This is a genomic window from Legionella steigerwaltii, assembly GCF_001468065.1.
Classification (GTDB): domain Bacteria; phylum Pseudomonadota; class Gammaproteobacteria; order Legionellales; family Legionellaceae; genus Legionella; species Legionella steigerwaltii.
In genome coordinates, this window is record NZ_LNYZ01000008.1 from 154,835 (window position 1) to 173,256 (window position 18,422).

Consider the following 18,422-nt stretch of genomic DNA (forward strand, 5'->3'; position numbering starts at 1 on the left):
ATCACTATCACGCAACCTGTGCTCAAATCCAACCGTTCACCAAGATTCATCCACTTCTCCTGAACGGGTTGAGTTTATTAGTCGTAGCCTGGGTGCAGCGTAGCGTAACCCGGGTTCCAGAAGCATGATTTTTAAATCTAAACCCGGGTTACGGCTTTGCCTTCACCCAGGCTACATTAGACATCACATGCTTCTTTACAAAAGTGCTGTAACTTTTCGGTGATTTTTTGAATTACTTTCGATCGTATTTCTTTTTCTCTTATAAAAAGATGTCCGCTATCAAATTGTTGAAATTCACAATGTCCTGAGGTGTGCTCGGCCCAACCTAAATGGTCTTCTGGAGAGACCCAAGCATCGTGTTTTCCTAAAAATACAGTAGTGTTTAGCTTTAAAGGGTGTTCATCGCGATAAGTATAACTTTTTACAATATTCATATCACCGATAAAAATGGGTAATAATACTTTAATGATGCTTTTGTTCATTCGTTCATCGCTGTAATCAACAATGCCATTTTCTTGAAATACGATGGATAAAGCAGTTAATTGTTCGTCATCTAACTCACCAATTCGTTCAGAGTTTAAATCAAATAAATTGATATTCATGTGCTGCAGTTTTGCCAGCAGATTATTTAAACTTTTGGATGGTACTCGTGGATCAGGATAGGCTGATGCAAAAAGATGGACAGGTGTGGGTAGGTGATGGCTACGTAAATATCGTGTCAGCTCAAAGCCAATCAGTGAACCAAAACTATGCCCAAAAAAGGCAAAAGGTAAATTAAATTGGGGTTTAAGTTGATGGGCTAATAAAGAAACTAAGGTGTCCAGGTTTGCAAGAGGTTGTTCTTCCATTCGATTTTCCCTACCTGGCAATTGCACTGGGCATACTTCAATAAAATCAGGGAATTCCTGCTGCCATTCGCGATAAATGGAGGCGCCTCCACCACCATATGGAAAACAAAACAAACGAACTTGGGCATGTTCTTGCATTTTTCGATTGGCGATCCAAATGTTATCAAAATGGGTTGATGGTGCAGGCTCTGGTTTCGCTCCTATCCATTGGCTTGATAACACATACTCAGCAATCTCATTAATTGATGGACCTTGCATCATCAATGGCAAAGAATAAGTAACGTTCAAACTGGATTCTATGATTCGGATTACGGCTAATGCCATTAGAGAGTCCATTCCTAATTCATGCAAGGATTGAAAGGGATTGAGATCACTCTGAGGCATTGAAAAGATAAGAGCGAATTGCTCGGTCAAATAATGGATCAATTTATTTTTACATGCGTCATAAGGCAAAGATAAATCAAGTTGAAACTGAGACTGAATTTCCATGATTTGATTAATTTGTAGTGTATCGTTGAGTATGGTCATGCGTAGATCATGACATTGGGCGATTAAACGATAGTTTTTATCCAACAAATACCAATCAGCAATGATGTGTTTTCCTTCTGGATGCAGTTCTTTTAATACCGTGTAGATGTATTTCTGGTCCTCTACTGAGCCATAAAACTCGATAGTGCCCATATGTGATGCAATATAGGGTTTAGTAAATTGTTCTGGCAATAGTAAAAAGAGGGTTTGAATGCAGGCATCGATGATGCCCGGATGCATTTGGGTTGCAAATTGTTTTCCACGTTCTGAGGCTTTAGGTTCGCGTAACTCACAAAATAATTCATTGTTGTTTGCCCAATATTGCTGGGCCCAACGAATGGTGTCACCCGCCGGCATCCCCATGCTGGTGATGCGATTGTAGAAAGTTTCGATACTTCCTGATGTAGGAAGTCGTTTGATCAATTCCTTCTTAGTTTCGAGTTGACTGGAGAGCGAAGTATTCAATGCTATAGTTCCTGTTGCATGCTCTATCCAATGTTCTTTGTCATTACAGCTGTAAAAACGAAATGATAATGCATCATGTTCCCTTTTCTCGATAATTAAGTGGACCAAAACAGTTTTTCCATCCAGAACTAATATCGGAGATAAAAAATTAAGATGATGCACACTAAAGGACACGGTGGGTTGTAATTGCTTTGTGGCATACGCTAACATTTCCAAATAATAACCTGCATGCAAAACATAAAACGTATCCTGGATCTCCGGCATTGTTTTTGTATCAAAGACAAACTCAAATTGTCGCGCGGATAAAGGCGAAGAAAGGACTTTGCCTCGCATTGGATAGCTTGTATTTATAAATTCACTTGAGCCTTGATCAAAGGTTGGCCAATAGATTTTGTGTTGCCATGGATAAAACGGCATATCCAGAGGCATATAAGTTCGTTCTGCTTCAAATTTTCTCCAATCAACCTGTGCATGGTTTACATAGTTTTTTGCTAAAAGTGGTAAATCTATGGTTGAAAACTCGGATATTTGGAGTGGCGTGCTGGTTTTTTTTAGTTCACGATTAATCAATATCTGTTTATTTTTAGTGTTAGGATCGGCACGCAAAATCTCCAGTTTTTGATAAAGATCTGCAATTGAACTGGTAATTATTGCTAAACGATGTATGTAATGAGAGCGCCTGATATGGAGGTTATAACAGAGTTGTGCCAGGTTCGTTTCGGGATAGTTTTTTAAAAAATCACACCAACATTCAATCAAAGCAGATAATGCAGAGGGTTCTTTTGCCGAAATGGTGAATAATTCTTTATCCCGAGCAATGACATTTGTAGAATCGGGTTGTTCATTTACAGCAAGTTCTCGGAGCACAAGATGTGCATTGGCACCACCAAAACCAAAACCACTCACTCCAGCAATACAAACATCACCATATCTAGGTAATTGTTCTGCTTTAAGTGGGATACGCAAAGAATAACGATCAAATGGAATATGTGGGTTCGCCTCAGCAAAATTAAGATGAGGTGGAAGCAAACCATTTTTTAAAGCTAAAGCTACTTTAATCACACTCATAATACCTGCTGCGGGCTCCAGATGGCCTACATTGGTTTTAACTGAGCTTATCCAGCATGGTTTTTGGGGATCGCGATTTTTACCGATGACCTCTCCCAAAGCTTGTACTTCAATAGGGTCTCCTAGAAAAGTTCCTGTTCCATGGCATTCGATATAGGAAACATGAGCAGGATCTGTTTTGGCTGCTCGATATGCTGAACGGAGTAAGTGTTCTTGTTGCAAACCATTGGGTGCAGTTAAACCATTTGTTTTGCCATCTTGGTTGATTGCTCCACCCATAATCACTGCATAGATTTTGTCTTTATCCTTTAATGCCTTGGAAAGTGGCTTCAGTACAATGGAACCGGCGCCTTCTCCTTGCACATAACCATCCGCTTTGGCATCAAAAGTGTGGCACTGTCCAGTAGGAGAGAGCATCGTTGCTTTGGCCAAAACAGAGTGTATGGAAGGTAATAAATTGATATTCACCGCGCTGACTAGCGCGGTATCACATAATTTTGCTTGCAGGTTGAGACATGCTAATTGAATGGCGATCAACGAAGAGGAGCATGCTGTATCTAATACCAAACTGGGCCCGCGTAAATCGAATAAATACGATAAGCGATTTGCTGCCATACTGATAGCACTTCCGGTAGGAATAAACAAAGCATCCATATCCGAATCCAGTTTTTGCAGATGACTAAACTGGCTTGCGTATAAACTGGAAAAAACGCCCATATTTGATCCTGCCAAGGTCTCAACAGTTAAACCGGCATCCTCAAGAGATTCATAGGCGACTTCCAATAAGATCCGTTGCTGTGGATCCATGCGCATGGCTTCGCGTGGACTAATGCCAAAAAAATACGCATCAAATGCCTCTATGCGTTGTAAATAACCACCCCAATAGGGCAAATTGGCATCACGTTGTTCTGGTTCTCGAGTTCCTTTCAGGAGTTCCCAACGCTCGTCGGGTATTGGGGAAATGACATTGTGACCTTGGCATAACAATTCCCAAAATTCTTGAGGGGTATTCGCAGAGGGTAAACGACAACTCATCCCAATAATTGCAACGGGGTCAAATGATTTTTCATTTTGTTCCTGCAAAAGCTTTTTTAGCTTTTGAATCATTAACAATGATTTTTTTAAAGTAGTTGTATCATTCATAGGTAAGCTCTAGCTCTTTTAATTCCAATTCAAGCAGTTCATTGAGTTGTGCATCGTTTAATTGATCCAAATCAATCGTTCCTTCGGCACTAAAAAGTGGTGCAGGACTGGGTTCGCAGTTTATTTGCACCCGTTGCATGATGTAATCTGTCAATTGATTTAGGGTGGGGTAGCGGTATAAATCCATCGGTGCGACCACATCAGGGAAGTGTTTGCCCAGCTCTTCGGTATAATCGATGCCGGTAATGGAGTCCATCCCATAGTGTTGGAAGGGAGTTTCCCGGTCAATTTCAGCCACTTCTAATCCTAATACGGTGGCAAAGAGATTCAGAACTAATGCAATAATTTCTTCCGGGGTTAATGAAGAAACGACTGCGGTTGGTGGGCTTGCAGCATATTTAGCGACGAAATAGTTAAAGAAATCAAGTTGCTTGGCGGTGGGATTCACTTGTAAGAATTTCTTCCATTGAATCTTACACACGGTAATTTCAGCACGATTAAGTCTGAGGAGGGTATGAAACAGTGCAACTCCTTCTTTAATACTCAAAGAAGCCATGCCCACAGCATCTAAAAATGCATCATGATTATGTCGGTGACTCATCCCTTTTTCCGACCAGGCGACCCAGTTAATGCTGGATGCGGGTAATTGCATACCGCGACGATACAGAGCAAGACCGCTCATAAATTCATTTGCTACGGCATAGGCACTCAGCCCAGCCATGCCAAAATGGGGCACTGCTGCAATAGAAGAAAACAACACGAAACATGATAATGGAGCTTGCAAAAAGAGTTCATGCAATACCAATGAGCCTTGTATTTTTACGCGTATCACATTGTTCCATAATGCTTCATCCATATCGGCAATTGTGACATTATCTGTAGTGATTCCAGCCAAATGGAAAACGCCATCAATGGACTGCTGCCATGCTTTTTCGGCATCCATGATGACCTTGTGCATTTGTTCTTTGTCAGCCACATCGACTGCAGCATATCGAACTTGTGCTCCTTTCGCTTCTAATTGTCTGAGCCAAGTATTTTTCTCTGCAGTTTGCGGGGACAGTTCTGTAGTTCCCGTAAGTAAAATAAAGCGCGTACCCTGGGCTACAATAAATTCCGCTATTTCATAACCTAAAGCACCTAAACCGCCAGTAATTAGTGCAGCAACAGGAGTACTGCAGGAAGGCGGCATCTCATGATTTTTTGGCATTTCATAAGGCATAAAGCGAATGGTGTAGCGTTCCGCAGCACGATAGGCAATGTGATTTTGCTGGGTTTGATACAGAGTCAATTCTTTGGCCAGGATCTTCGAATGATGCTCCATACGTTCATCCACATCCAAATCAAGCAGTAAGGCTTGGTATTTTGCCTGTTCAGCGGCAAAAATACGGGTCATGGACCAAAGATGGTGTTGCCAGATGTTCACGGAATCACTGGGATTCACGTATTGAGCAGATTGTGATGCAAGACAAAAGATTAATTGATGTTGCCAAGAATGCTGGATCATGGCTTGGAACAGATATAATAATGCCTTGGCGGGATCTGATTGGTTTTCTTTGCTTGCAGTATGCTCAGAACATAAATAGATGATTCCGCGTAAATGTTCTTGATGCAATGCATGGACTGCGGCAAATAATTGGTCATAATCTGCTTTTTGAGACCCATTAATTGCGAATTCATCATGATGAATCGATACAAATTGATTGCTTGCAAAACAATAAATACTGCTAGCAAATTCTTGTCTCAATACAGGAACTGATTCTTGGTCACAAAAAATAAGCCATTTCCCCTTATTTTTTGTCAGTCCAGGCTGAGTTGTTTGCGGATTTTTCTCCCATTGGGTCATGTAAAGCCAATCTTGGACATCAACTATGTCCATATCGGGCGCTGCAGCCGGAGTAGTTGGTTGCACAGTGGGTAACACGATGGGAGATGTTTCTACTTCCTTAGTAGGTATCCAGCAACGTCGTTTGGTAAATGGATAGGTAGGTAACGAGATCATATTAGGGAGTACTTGTTTGTATAATTGTTCCCAATCAATTTTTGTTCCATTAATCCAAAGCTGGACTAACTCTTCATACCGTGCGTTGCTGATTAATTCTGCTAATTGAGCTGCTGGTTGAGGATTACTCTGTGCATGATGATTTATCCAGTTACCCTGAGGATAATTCGCCAAAGCTGCAAGCAATTCCTCTTTGTTGCTGGCAATCACTGCAAATCGTGCGGCCATATGCTCTCGCCCTGTTTGCAAAGTAAAACATGCATCTCTGAGCCATTCTTGATTTTCGGTATAACGGTTTTGCAGCAAATAGTGATGCATTTGCTGTATTTTTGCCGCCAATCGCTCCTCATTTAATGCAGAGAGTAAAAAGATATATGGGCTATTTACCAGAGTTTGTTGTTTTATTGGTGGTATGTATTCCTCAATAATCATATGTACGTTCGCACCACCTGCACCAAAGGAACTGACTCCGGCGCGACGCGGTACATGATGATTAGGTTTCCAATCAGTGAGTTCTTGTTGTACATAAAAAGGCGAGTTTTTAAAATCAATAAAGGGATTTAATTGGGCGCTATGTAATGTGGGCACTAGTTTTTGATGACGCATTTGCAAGAGTACCTTGGCCAATTGCGATACGCCTGCTGCGGACTCCAAATGTCCAATATTGGATTTGACCGAGCCGATCGCACAAAATTGCTTGTCTTCCGTATAGTGTTCAAAGGCATCTTGCAAGCCCCGAATTTCTATGGGGTCTCCTAAAGAGGTTCCTGTACCATGGGCTTCAATATACGATACAGTTCGAGCATCAATATTCGCATTCTTTAAGGCTTGGAGAATCACAGCCGCTTGAGCATTGGGATTAGGAACAGTATAGCCGCTGGTTTTCCCACCATGGTTCATACTACTCCCTTTAATTACCCCATAAATCATATCATTATCGGCAATTGCATCAGCCAAAGGCTTCAATAATACAGAACCAACACCTTCTGCGGGGACATAACCGGTTCCACCTTCAGCAAAACTGGCACAACGCCCTTGTTCGGACATAAAATTAAAACTGCCTAGGAAGTGGTACTTGCTGGGATGTAAGGACAAATTAACGCCGCCAGCAATCGCCATCCTGCAATCGCCTCGTAACAGACTCTCGCAGGCTAAATGGATTGCTGCCAAGGAGGATGAACAGGCTGTATCGACCACAAAGCTTGGGCCGTTTACATCAAGGAAGTAGGAAATCCGGTTTGCTACTGAGAACGATTGGATATCCAGTGGCACACGATTTCCCTTTTGCCACTCTTCCGCAATAAATAAAGGGTAAAAATTATAAGTTACGCCAGCAAATACACCGACTGAATTGTTCGCCTTACGTTTTAATTTGTCACGTGTATAACCTGCATCTTCCAGAGTAGACCATACCGATTGCATGAATAAACGTTCTTGGGGATCCATGAGCCCAGCATCGCGTGGCGAGATATTAAAAAACAAGGGATCGAATTTATCGACATCAGGAATAAAGCCTCCATGTGGGAAATAGTGTTCTTCTCCTCCGATCACTACAGGATAGTCTTTATAATTCCAGCGATCAGCCGGTACCTCACCCACACAATTACGTCCTGAGCTTAAGTTATGCCAAAACTCATCCATAGAGTTGGCCATAGGGAATGTGCCATTTAAGCCAATAATTGCAATATCGCGAGATGATTGGTTCCAGTGTTCATGAGTTGATGTTATGGGTTTTACGGCTTCTATCTCAAGAGGGATTGCTGCTGGCTTGGCATGGATCGCAGATACCAGGTCAGACAATTTTTCTTTATAGTTTTTGATAAAATATTTGGCTAAATCATTTAACCGATTGCGTTCATAGAGTAACGTTTTGGGTAAGGTGCCAAAGTCTTTTTCCAAACGATTAGTAATTTCCAAGCCAATCAATGAGTCAACACCATAAACCTCATAGGTTTCATCCAATTGAATGAGTTCAGGAGCCGTACGTAATTTTTCCGCGAAGATTTGCTGTAAATAGGTTAATACCTGACTGGAAAGATCCATTTCTACCGGGAGGACTCGCTTGCTTACTGGTGCGAGGACTGTGGGTGCTGGTGTGGTATTCAATTCCTGATCATACCAATAGCGTTGTTTGATGAATGGGTAAGCAGGTAAAGTACCTAATCGCGATATTCTTTCCCCAAAATATACGTGTTGCCAGTCAATCGCATAATGTTTCGTATAGAGATCAGCCAGGATAAATAATTTGTGGCGATACTGGTCTGGATTGTCTGACTGGTGCAACGCATTAATTGCTGCTTGATATACTTCATCAAATACTGGTCCCTGAATCGTCAAGGTTTGACCTTCATTTAACATGCAATATTCCGGAATTTCATGTTGGATTAACAACGTCAACGCGTGGAGTAATGCATCAATAGAGTCTACTACCAGAGCACAGCGGTACACAAAATGAGCACGACCAGCGTTCAGTGTAAAACTGAGTGAAGGTAAGCAAACCGTTTCTTTATTTTGGTTCAGCCATTGATACAGGTCTTCTATTTTTTGTTGCAAACTCTCTTGGTGTTTGGCTGAAAGAGCAATTAAATAACAGGGTTTCGTTTGATGAGGCCCAACGATGGTCTGGTGGGGGCGACCTTCCTCAAGAACAATATGAGCATTAGTGCCACCAAATCCAAAAGAACTAACGCCAGCACGCAATGGGATATCTTCTCCAGCTTCATTTTTGATGCGTTGCCAGGTTTGCGTCTCTTTGAGGATGTAGAAAGGTGTATTGATTAAATTGATATAAGGATTTAACTCATTTAAATGCAAAATACCGGGTAAGGTTTCATGGGTCATGGCCATAATCAGCTTGATTACCCCTGCAATTCCTGATGCAGGCTCTAAATGACCGATATTGGTTTTTACAGAACCTAAAGCAATCGAGTCTGGTTTGATTTCAGATGCAAGTAAAGTAGTAAATGCACGTTTCAATCCTTCAATCTCTACCGGATCACCTAAGGCCGTTCCCGTACCATGGGTTTCAATGTAAGTCACTGTATCTGGGTTGAAATTGGCTTGAGTGTAAGCACGAATTAATAACTCACTTTGTGCGGCAGCATTAGGTGCCGTCAGGGATTGCGCCTTCCCGCCATGATTTACTGCCGAGGCTTTTATAACCCCATAGATATGATCTCCATCTTCTTGTGCTTGTTTTAAGGGTTTTAGTAAAAGGCCGGCTACGCCTTCTCCTTTGACATAGCCATTTGCAGTCTTATCAAAACTTTTGCAACGCCCATCGGCAGATAAGGCGCCTAATTGGCTCGTGACCACCAGGGTATCTGGACTTAATATAAGGCTTACGCCGCCCGCAATTGCCATATCACACTCCCCATGGCGAATGGCTTGTACCGCGCGGTGAATGGCAACCAGAGAGCTTGAGCAGGCGGTATCGATGGCTTCACTCGGACCTTGAAAATTGAAAAAATAGGAAACGCGATTGGCAATCATGCTATGTGAGTTACCTGTAGCAATAAATCCATGATGTTCTTTTTGTTGTTTGGCAATTAACGTTTGATATTCGCTAAACTCAACACCGGCAAAAACCCCAATGCTCTGTGAGGATAAAGCAAACGGATCGTAGCCTGCATCTTCAATGACTTTCCATGCGATTTCCAAAAAGAGTCGTTGTTGTGGATCCATAAGATTTGCTTCGCGGGCTGAAATATTAAAGAAGCCTGCGTCGAATTGATCGAAATTGTTGATAAAAGCACCCCATTTGGTGTTACTTTGATTTGCTTCAATGCCGTAATGATCACGCCAGTCCCAGCGTTCTGCAGGGATCTCAGTCACTAAATCATGACCATCAACCAAATGTTGCCAAAATGAGCTAAGGTCATCTGATTGAGGGAAAAGTCCTTGCATACCGATAATCGCAATCGAATCCGCTTCATCAGTTACAATACGTCTGGACTTTACTGGATGAGTATTAACGTGCAGTTGGGCTACTTGATGATGGGTTGTCGCCACTGCTTCGGGAAATTGATTTATAAGATATTGGCTGATTGCTAAGACACTACTGTGAGTAAAGAAAACGGCAGGTGTGAATTCTACTTTGTAGTGTTCCGCAATCTTTTTGGCCAATTCAATAAAATGCACTGAATCCATCCCATATTCACCAAGATTTTTTTCGATTGCAATTCGGTGTTGCGTTATTTTCAAGATTTGAATAATGTGCCGCACCAGAAACGAGTTTACTTTATCAATAAGCCCATTTTGCGTTAATGTCCAATTGATTGGCTTTTCTTGAGCAAAAGCAAGTTGTTCCTCATCAGAGTACCAATAACGTTCTTTGGCAAAAGGATAGGTAGGTAAAGATATTTTTTTCCTGGATTCACCGGCGTGGATATGATTCCAATCCAGATTTTGACCCTCCACATAAAATTTTGCCAGCGTCAGCAAAGCCTCTTGATAGTGAGTGGCTTGTGACAATTGTTGCATCACTAGAGGTAAAAGCGTTGTGTTAATTAGGTGGTTTTCAGATTTATTGCCCGCATTTTGTTGCATAAACAAGTGCGCTGGATTTTGTCGTGCTTTAAGTTGTTGAATTAAACGGATCACCTCATCAAGTGAGCTGGCAACCATGGAACAACGATACTCAAAATGACTTCTGCCTGCATTTAAGGTGTAGCTAACCTGTTCTAGCTGTGCTGATGGATTTTGCTCTAGCCAAGCCAATAAATCATCGAGACGTTGATTTAAGGCGATTTCGGTTTTGGCCGATAGCGTGAGCAAATAATGCGATTTATTCCTTGTCGAAGAAGAAAATACCTCCGGTGCTTCAGACAAAATCAAATGGGCATTCGAACCTCCTGCACCAAAAGAGCTAATTCCGGCAATTCGTGGTAAATTGACCAATGGTTGTGCCCATTCACTGATGGTTTGCTGTACACGAAATGGGGTGAGTGACCAGTCTATGTTGGTATTCAATGGTTCAGAGAAAAGTGAAGGAACTAAGGTGCGGTGTTGTAATTGCAATACCACTTTGGTGACTGCAGCGATTCCTGCGGCAGACTCACAATGACCGATATTCGATTTGACTGAACCAAGTGCACAGTGGTGTTGTATGGATTGGCCGAATACTTTATTTAATCCGGCAATTTCAATAGGGTCTCCCAGCGAAGTTCCTGTGCCATGTGCCTCGATATAACTGACTTGTGCCGGATCGACATTGGCTTTTTGGTAGGTTTCTGCAAGTAACTCAGCTTGCGCATTCGGGTTGGGTACCGTGTAACCATTTGTTTTACCACCATGATTGAGGTGACTTCCCTTAATTACCGCATAAATAAGATCGCCATCTTCCAGTGCTTTATCCAGGGGTTTGAGCAATACTGCGCCAACGGCTTCACCTGGTACATAACCATCGCCGCCTTCACCAAAGCTGCGGCAATGTCCGTCACGTGCTAAAAACTTTCCGTGGCTCAGCAAAAGGTACTTATTGGGATGCAGCGACAGATTCACTCCACCAGCAAGTGCCATGTCACATTCGCCTTCATGGATGCTTTGACAGGCTAAATGGATGGCCGTAAGCGAAGAAGAGCACATGGTATCCAGCGCGATACTTGGACCATGAAAATCAAAAAAATAGGAAACCCGATTTGCAATGGAAGCAAAAACTGAGTTTGTTGGTGAAAACCGCGATGATTCATGACCAAACAACTGGTACTGACCATACATCACACCTACATAGACTCCAATTTTTCCCCCAGCTAATGCTTCACGAGCATATCCGGCATCTTCTATAGTTTTCCAAGCTGTTTCTAAAAATAATCGTTCTTGAGGATCCATTAACGCTGCTTCGCGTGGTGAAATATTGAAAAACAAGGGGTCAAATTGATCCACATCCCTTAAAAAGCCGCCCCATTTGCTGTACATTTTACCCTGGTGCTCTTGATGGGCATCAAAATAATCTGCCCAGTCCCATCTATTCTTAGGGATTTCTGTAACGCAGTCTTTGCCTGCGCAAAGGTTGTGCCAAAACTCGGTTAAATCATCCGCCTCGGGATAGCGTCCACTAATACCAATAATGGCGATGTCTTGAGATTTTGATGAATTTTTTTTAAAACCAAGAGGTTTGGGCCTTGTTATTATGTTAAGGATTTTCCCTTCTCCCCATGGGAACAGGGCGGATGAGGGTATTGATTGTGGACAATGAGCCCTCAGCCCAGCCCCTCTCCCACTTGCGGGATAGGGGATTCTTAACTCATGGGAGTGATGTTCTATGAAGTATTCAGTTAAATCAGCCAAGTTGCGACATTCAAAAAATAGTGTTTTGGGTAACGCGGTGAACTCTTTGGCCAGGCGTTGATTGAGTTGAATAATCATTAAAGAGTCGATGCCATAATTTTCGAAAGGCGAATTTCTATCAATACTTTCTGGCGAACACTTTAAGGTTTCGGCGAGTATGTTCTTTAAAAACTCTTCGGTTTGTTCATGTAAATTGCGATTTACTCCTTTGGAAGAAGTTATAGATTGTTTCAACACTGAATTTTTTTGCATTGCATGCATGAGTTTTTGCTGATAACCCGGGAGAACAATAAAATTTGCAACAGAGTGATGTAAAGCGTGCAGGAAGGCGCTCAATCCTTGCTGAGTGGATAAACTCAGAATACCTAAAGTTTGCTCAAGTTCCTGTTGGTATTCGGGAGCAATATGTAGTCCCCCCTCTTCCCAAAGAGGCCAGTTAATTGAAAGAGTATGTCCATAACAGTCCCCCTGAGCTCTTTGTTTCTCTCGTTCGCAGGCAAATTCATCGAGAAAACGATTGGCATAGGCATAATCACTTTGTCCTAAATTACCAAACACTGCTGAGGCGGATGAAAACAGAATGAAAAAATCTAAAGGCTCTTTACATGTTGCAGTATGCAAATTACAGGCGCCATAAATTTTGGGTGCTACAACCTTTTCTATTTCGGGTATTGTTTTATTGACAATCAATCCGTCTTGAGTAAGTCCTGCAGCATGAATAATGCCATTTAGTGCACCAAAGCGTTTTTTAGTGGTTTGAATCAGTGTTTGCACATCCTCGTAGGAGGATACATCTGCTGATACATAAGCTACTGAGGCGCCGTTCTGTTCCAGTTCTGCGACTCTTTTTTGATGTTGTTCAGACAGGGTTGTACGACCTGTTAATACAATTTTGGCCTGATAATGTTTTGCCAAATACGTTGCAAATAAATACCCCAGCCCACCCATGCCACCAGTAATTAAATAAACTCCAGATTTTTTGAGCATTGGCGGCGTTTCTTTTAGTGAAGGAAGCGGGACGTAATGTCTGATATATCGCTGATTCTGTTCATCATAGCGGACATAAATCTCATTTTGGGTTATTTCATTTGCAAGCAGGCTTAGATCATGTAATTCAATAAAGCGGCAGGAGATGTTGGATTGTTCCTGATGTACGCACTTTGCAAATCCATCCAAGGCCCGAGAAAAAATGGAGGGGGTTTTACTAATACCAATTAATTGTACGGGGTGTTTGGGTTTTAATTTACTGATTTGGGTTACTACAGTATGAACCAGATAATAAGTTTGCTCGAGTTTTTTTTGAATCTCTGTCGTTGAAAGGGACTCACCATTTAATTCTTCCAGTGCAATAATAATACATTCGCTGAGTGCATTGATGTTTACCTGTGCCAGATCGTGTAAGAGCAGATACGAGACAGTATGGCCTGAGAATTGTTTTCTTATTGCTTGTACTGACTGTTCATTACTTCCTAAAATTAGAATGGAGTCTGGAGTTTTCCTCGTTGATGCACGCACCGCTTGTGTAGTCCATTGATGAGAATAATAGGCTACAGTTGCTTCAGGTTGTAACGGCTCATGCACTGCATATAAAGTAAATCCAGTAATGACCAATAAGAGTGTTCCTTCAACATCAGTGACTTGAATGTTACATGTCGGCATACGCAAACTGTCTTCTGTGGAAATCAGGTGAGCATGTACATAACAGGTATTGGACAAAGCCCTATAAATATCGACTTGTTCAATAGAAAAAGGGAGATAAAGCGCTTCGCGATTTTTAAGCAGTGCCTGAGTTGTCTGTAAGATTCCATCGAATAAACAGGGATGTAACACAAATTCATTATGCTGTAGGTCTGCAGGCAGAGCAATTTCTGCTAAGAGCATATTTTCATCAAAGTGTATGCTTTGGATGACTTGAAAACTAGGACCGTAGGATATGCCTGTATGATTAAAATGGGTGTAAATGGCTTGGGGATCTTGAGTATAAGGCAACGCTGTTTTTAATTCGTGTAGGTCAAGTGCGGTATGTGGCGTCTCGGCAGCATTATCCAGATAATGCATTGTGCCAGTCACATAAGAAACCACCTCATCTTTGTCAGTTACTGAAAATGAGACGCAATCGGTTTCAGGAAATAAAAGAACATGCAGTGGGGTCGATAAATCCGGATTTATTATTGGTTTTTTCCAAGTGATCTTGCTTAGAGTGGTTACTTGCTGATTATTTGCAGCCATGTTGGCCGCAACGCGAACCATTTCCAAACACACAGCACCGGGCAATACTTGCTCATTGTTGATTCGGTGATCGCGCAAATAGAATTCGTTTCCAGTAAATCGTTTACTGAAAGCGGAAGCGGAGAACGTAGAAATATTCTCATCTATTAATGTATGCGTATCGCATTGTGAATTATTTTTGATTTCTACCCAATGTGATTCTTTGGCGAAGGGATAAGTAGGAAGCGATATTTTCCCCTGATAATCGCCATAGATTGCCTGCCAATCGATTGATTGACCTTGTAGATAATTGATACGTAGTTGAATTAAATCATTAGTCTGCTGATTTAATTCATAGTCAAGCACATGAGACTCTATATCTTTGTGGGATAAAATAGACTGCAATTGTTTTTTCAACTCCGCAATGGTTTTCACAATCACGCAAAAACGCTTGCTAAAATGTTGTCTGCCTGTATTTAACGTATAACTGAGTGAAGCTAAACTTGGTGCATCTTTTTGGTTATCCAACCACTTGAGCAGATCAACAATACGTTGCTGTAATGCAGGTAAAGTCATTGCCGACAAACTAATAAGATAAGAGTGATGATTGGGAAATGGGGCGGGTGTTCGCTCAGGACTTTCTTCAAGGATAATGTGAGCGTTTGCACCACCAAAACCAAATGAACTTACTCCCGCTCTTCTGGGCTTACCGGGCACTTTTGACCATTTAGTTAGCTTATCAACGAGATAAAATGGGCTGTCCTCAATCTCGATGTAAGGATTTAATTCATTTAAATGTAGGTTAGCCGGCAACATTTCATGATTCATGGCTAACAATGTTTTTATGATTCCTGCGATTCCGGCTGCAGATTCCAAATGACCAATATGTGTTTTAACTGCGCCTAATCCACAATATTGTTTTGGCAATGATTGAATGTTTTGCTCCAAGGCCAAGTGTTGGAATGCTTTTTTTAGGCCATTAATTTCAATGGGATCACCGAGCGGTGTACCGGTTCCATGGGTTTCAATGTATTGAATACTGTCGATGGGCACTTGAGCCCGTTGGCAGGCTGAAATAATGACCTCTGCCTGGGCATTGGGGTTGGGGGCAGTTAAGGTATTAACATGTCCACCATGATTCACAGCAGTTCCTTTAATTACCCCATAGATGTGATCGCCATCCTGTAATGCCCGAGATAATTTTTTTAATAAAATAGCGCCTGCACCTTCGCCACGAACATAACCATTGGCGTTTTTATCAAAAGTTTTACAACGTCCATCGTCACTTAGCATGCCTGCTTGATGGGCTGCAACAAATGAAGTGGGGGTGATTAAAGTATTCACTCCACCTGCAAGCGCCAGATCACAATCACCTTGCAAAATCGCATGGACTGCCTGGTGAATGGCAACCAGGGAACTGGAACATGCTGTATCAATTGTTTCACTTGGCCCGCGCAAGTTTAAAATGTAGGAAATACGATTGGCAATCATGCTGTTCATCGTGCCCGTAGTCAGGTAGGCATCCATGACCTCATTTTTTTGCAATAATTCGGCATAATCATGATTAAATACGCCCACAAACAAACCTGTTTTCAATGCAGCAAGGGTTGCAGGGGTGTAACCGGCATCTTCAATTGTTTTCCAAGCGGTTTGCAGAAACAATCGTTGTTGTGGATCAATGAGCTCTGCTTCGTGAGGTGAGATATTAAAAAATGCAGCATCAAATTGATCTACATGATCAATAAAACCACCCCATCTTACGGTTAAATCACGCCAATTCCAGCGCGATGAAGGCACTTCGCTGATGCAATCTTTCCCCTGATATAAATTATTCCAAAAGGCATCCACATCGGGTGCTTGCGGGAAAATACCGCTCATCCCAATGATTGCAATGTCGCTGGACTCCAGTGTATGTTTTGCTTTTTCTTGATGCACGACTGCAACGTTTTTTGTAGCTAATAGATCGGTATAAAACTCTGCTAAAGTGGTGTATTCATACAAAGCCGCAGGGGATAGGGCGAGTTGATACGTTTCATTAAGCACACTGGTGAGATGAATGATGTTCATGGAATCAAAGGAATAACGACTTAATGGGGCATGCAAGTCAATTTCATCCTCATCTATTTTCAATACATGAGCAACCAGGGTTGTGAATTGGATTTTGTTGTTGCCTTCATTTTTGTTGGGTGTTGGCTTTATGGATATATCTTGGATTAATACGGCAAGACTTTGTTCATTAAATAGTAATTGCGCTTTTTTTCGTTGTAATTTGCCACTTCCGGTTTTGGGAATTGCCCCCTTAGGGCTTAAAACGACTTCATGAACATCCACACCATGATGTTTGGTGATCGCATGACGAATCGCATTCTTGATTTCAGGATAGAGCGATTTATGCGTTTCTTCCGACAATTCCTGGACAATGATAATTTTTTCATTGCCCGCAATTTCTGTTGAAAAGGCTACTTGGGGTAGTTTGATCTGGAACGTTGCCAGTGCATTGGCGACAGTGATTTCTAAGTCAAGCGGGTAGTATTTTTTGCCATAAACGACGATAACCTCTTTTAATCTTCCAGTTAAATAAATTTCATTATCCAAGATAAATCCGAGATCTCCAGTTTTAAAATAGTGAAGATCACTTCCTGGTACCGTTGCGTGAAATACTTCTTGGGTTTCATCAGGACGTCGCCAATAACCTTGGGCCAGTGATTTGCCGGATAACCAGATTTCACCACTTTCTCCGTTAGCAACAGCTTGCTTGGTTTCGGGATCAACCACAATGGCCCGTAATCCTGCTAATAATTTGCCACTACTGACCAATTGTCGCTGGGCATTATCTTGAAGTGTTAACGAGCAGGGTTCGCGACCAAAAGACGTTACTGCAATTGCTCCAGATAATTCGGACATCCCGTACGCGGAGCAAAATTGCTTTAAAGCAAAGCCACATACCTTGAATTTAGTGATGAAATTGATAAGTGTTTGATATTGAACAATATCTCCGCCATTAATCGCTACTTTCCAATGTTTTAAATTAAGCGAAGCAAGCTCCCCATCCTGAATATCACGTACGCAAATATCATAACCAAAATTAGGACAACCACTATGGGTGACGCGATAGGTTGAAATGGCGGATAACCAGGTAACAGGCTTATTAATGAAGGCTGCAGGCGGCATGATAATTGCCAGTGTGCCATGATATAAAGGTACAAGGATACCGCATACTAATCCGTATACATGGGTATGGGGAGCCCAGGTTAACGTGATGCTTTTCTTGGTGTAATGCCAAACTTTAATTGTTTCTTGCAGGCTATGTTGCAAATTGCCATGCGTGATTATTGCTGCTTTGGGCGCAGAAGTTGACCCCGATGTATATTGTAAATAGGCAATAGTATCCTCAGTGATACGAATGGGTTGATAAGCTTTGGTAGATGGTTTTTTTATCGCATCCGTGGCCAATACAGGTACTTTTTTCTTTAGAGTCGTTTCAATACTGGAGCGATACTGATTCAAGCTTAAAACCGCAGCAATGTCCGCATCGTAGGCTATGGTGTTCAGGAGCGCTTCATGTTTTGCAAATTCATCGATTTTAGGGCATGGCACTGGCACTGCAATGACACCTGCATACCAACATCCTATTAAACTTGCTATAAATTCAACCCCGGCAGGATAAAGAAGTACAACTCGATTGCCTTTCATTTGCTGGGTTTGTAAATAGGACGCAATAATTTTGGCTTGATGATCCAATTCGGCAAAAGTGAGACTTGCTTTCGGATTTTTCCCATCTTCTAAATAGAGGACTGCTTCAGATTGAGGATGTTTTTGAGCTCGGTTCTGTAATACATTAACAATATTTTGCATGCGCAACTTCCATTTGCTAA

General features: G+C 41.8%; 2 protein-coding genes. Both read right to left on the reverse strand.

Features of this window, described 5'->3' with window-relative positions:
- Positions 1–176: 176 nt before the first annotated feature.
- Positions 177–4,052, reverse strand: coding sequence for a beta-ketoacyl synthase N-terminal-like domain-containing protein (locus Lstg_RS06055; RefSeq protein WP_058476766.1), 3,876 nt, complete (start codon positions 4,050–4,052; stop codon positions 177–179).
- On the reverse strand, positions 4,045–18,402 hold the full coding sequence (locus Lstg_RS06060) for an SDR family NAD(P)-dependent oxidoreductase (RefSeq protein ID WP_058476767.1): 14,358 nt from the start codon (positions 18,400–18,402) through the stop codon (positions 4,045–4,047). The genes Lstg_RS06055 and Lstg_RS06060 overlap by 8 nt, the downstream gene beginning before the upstream one ends.
- Positions 18,403–18,422 lie beyond the last annotated feature (20 nt).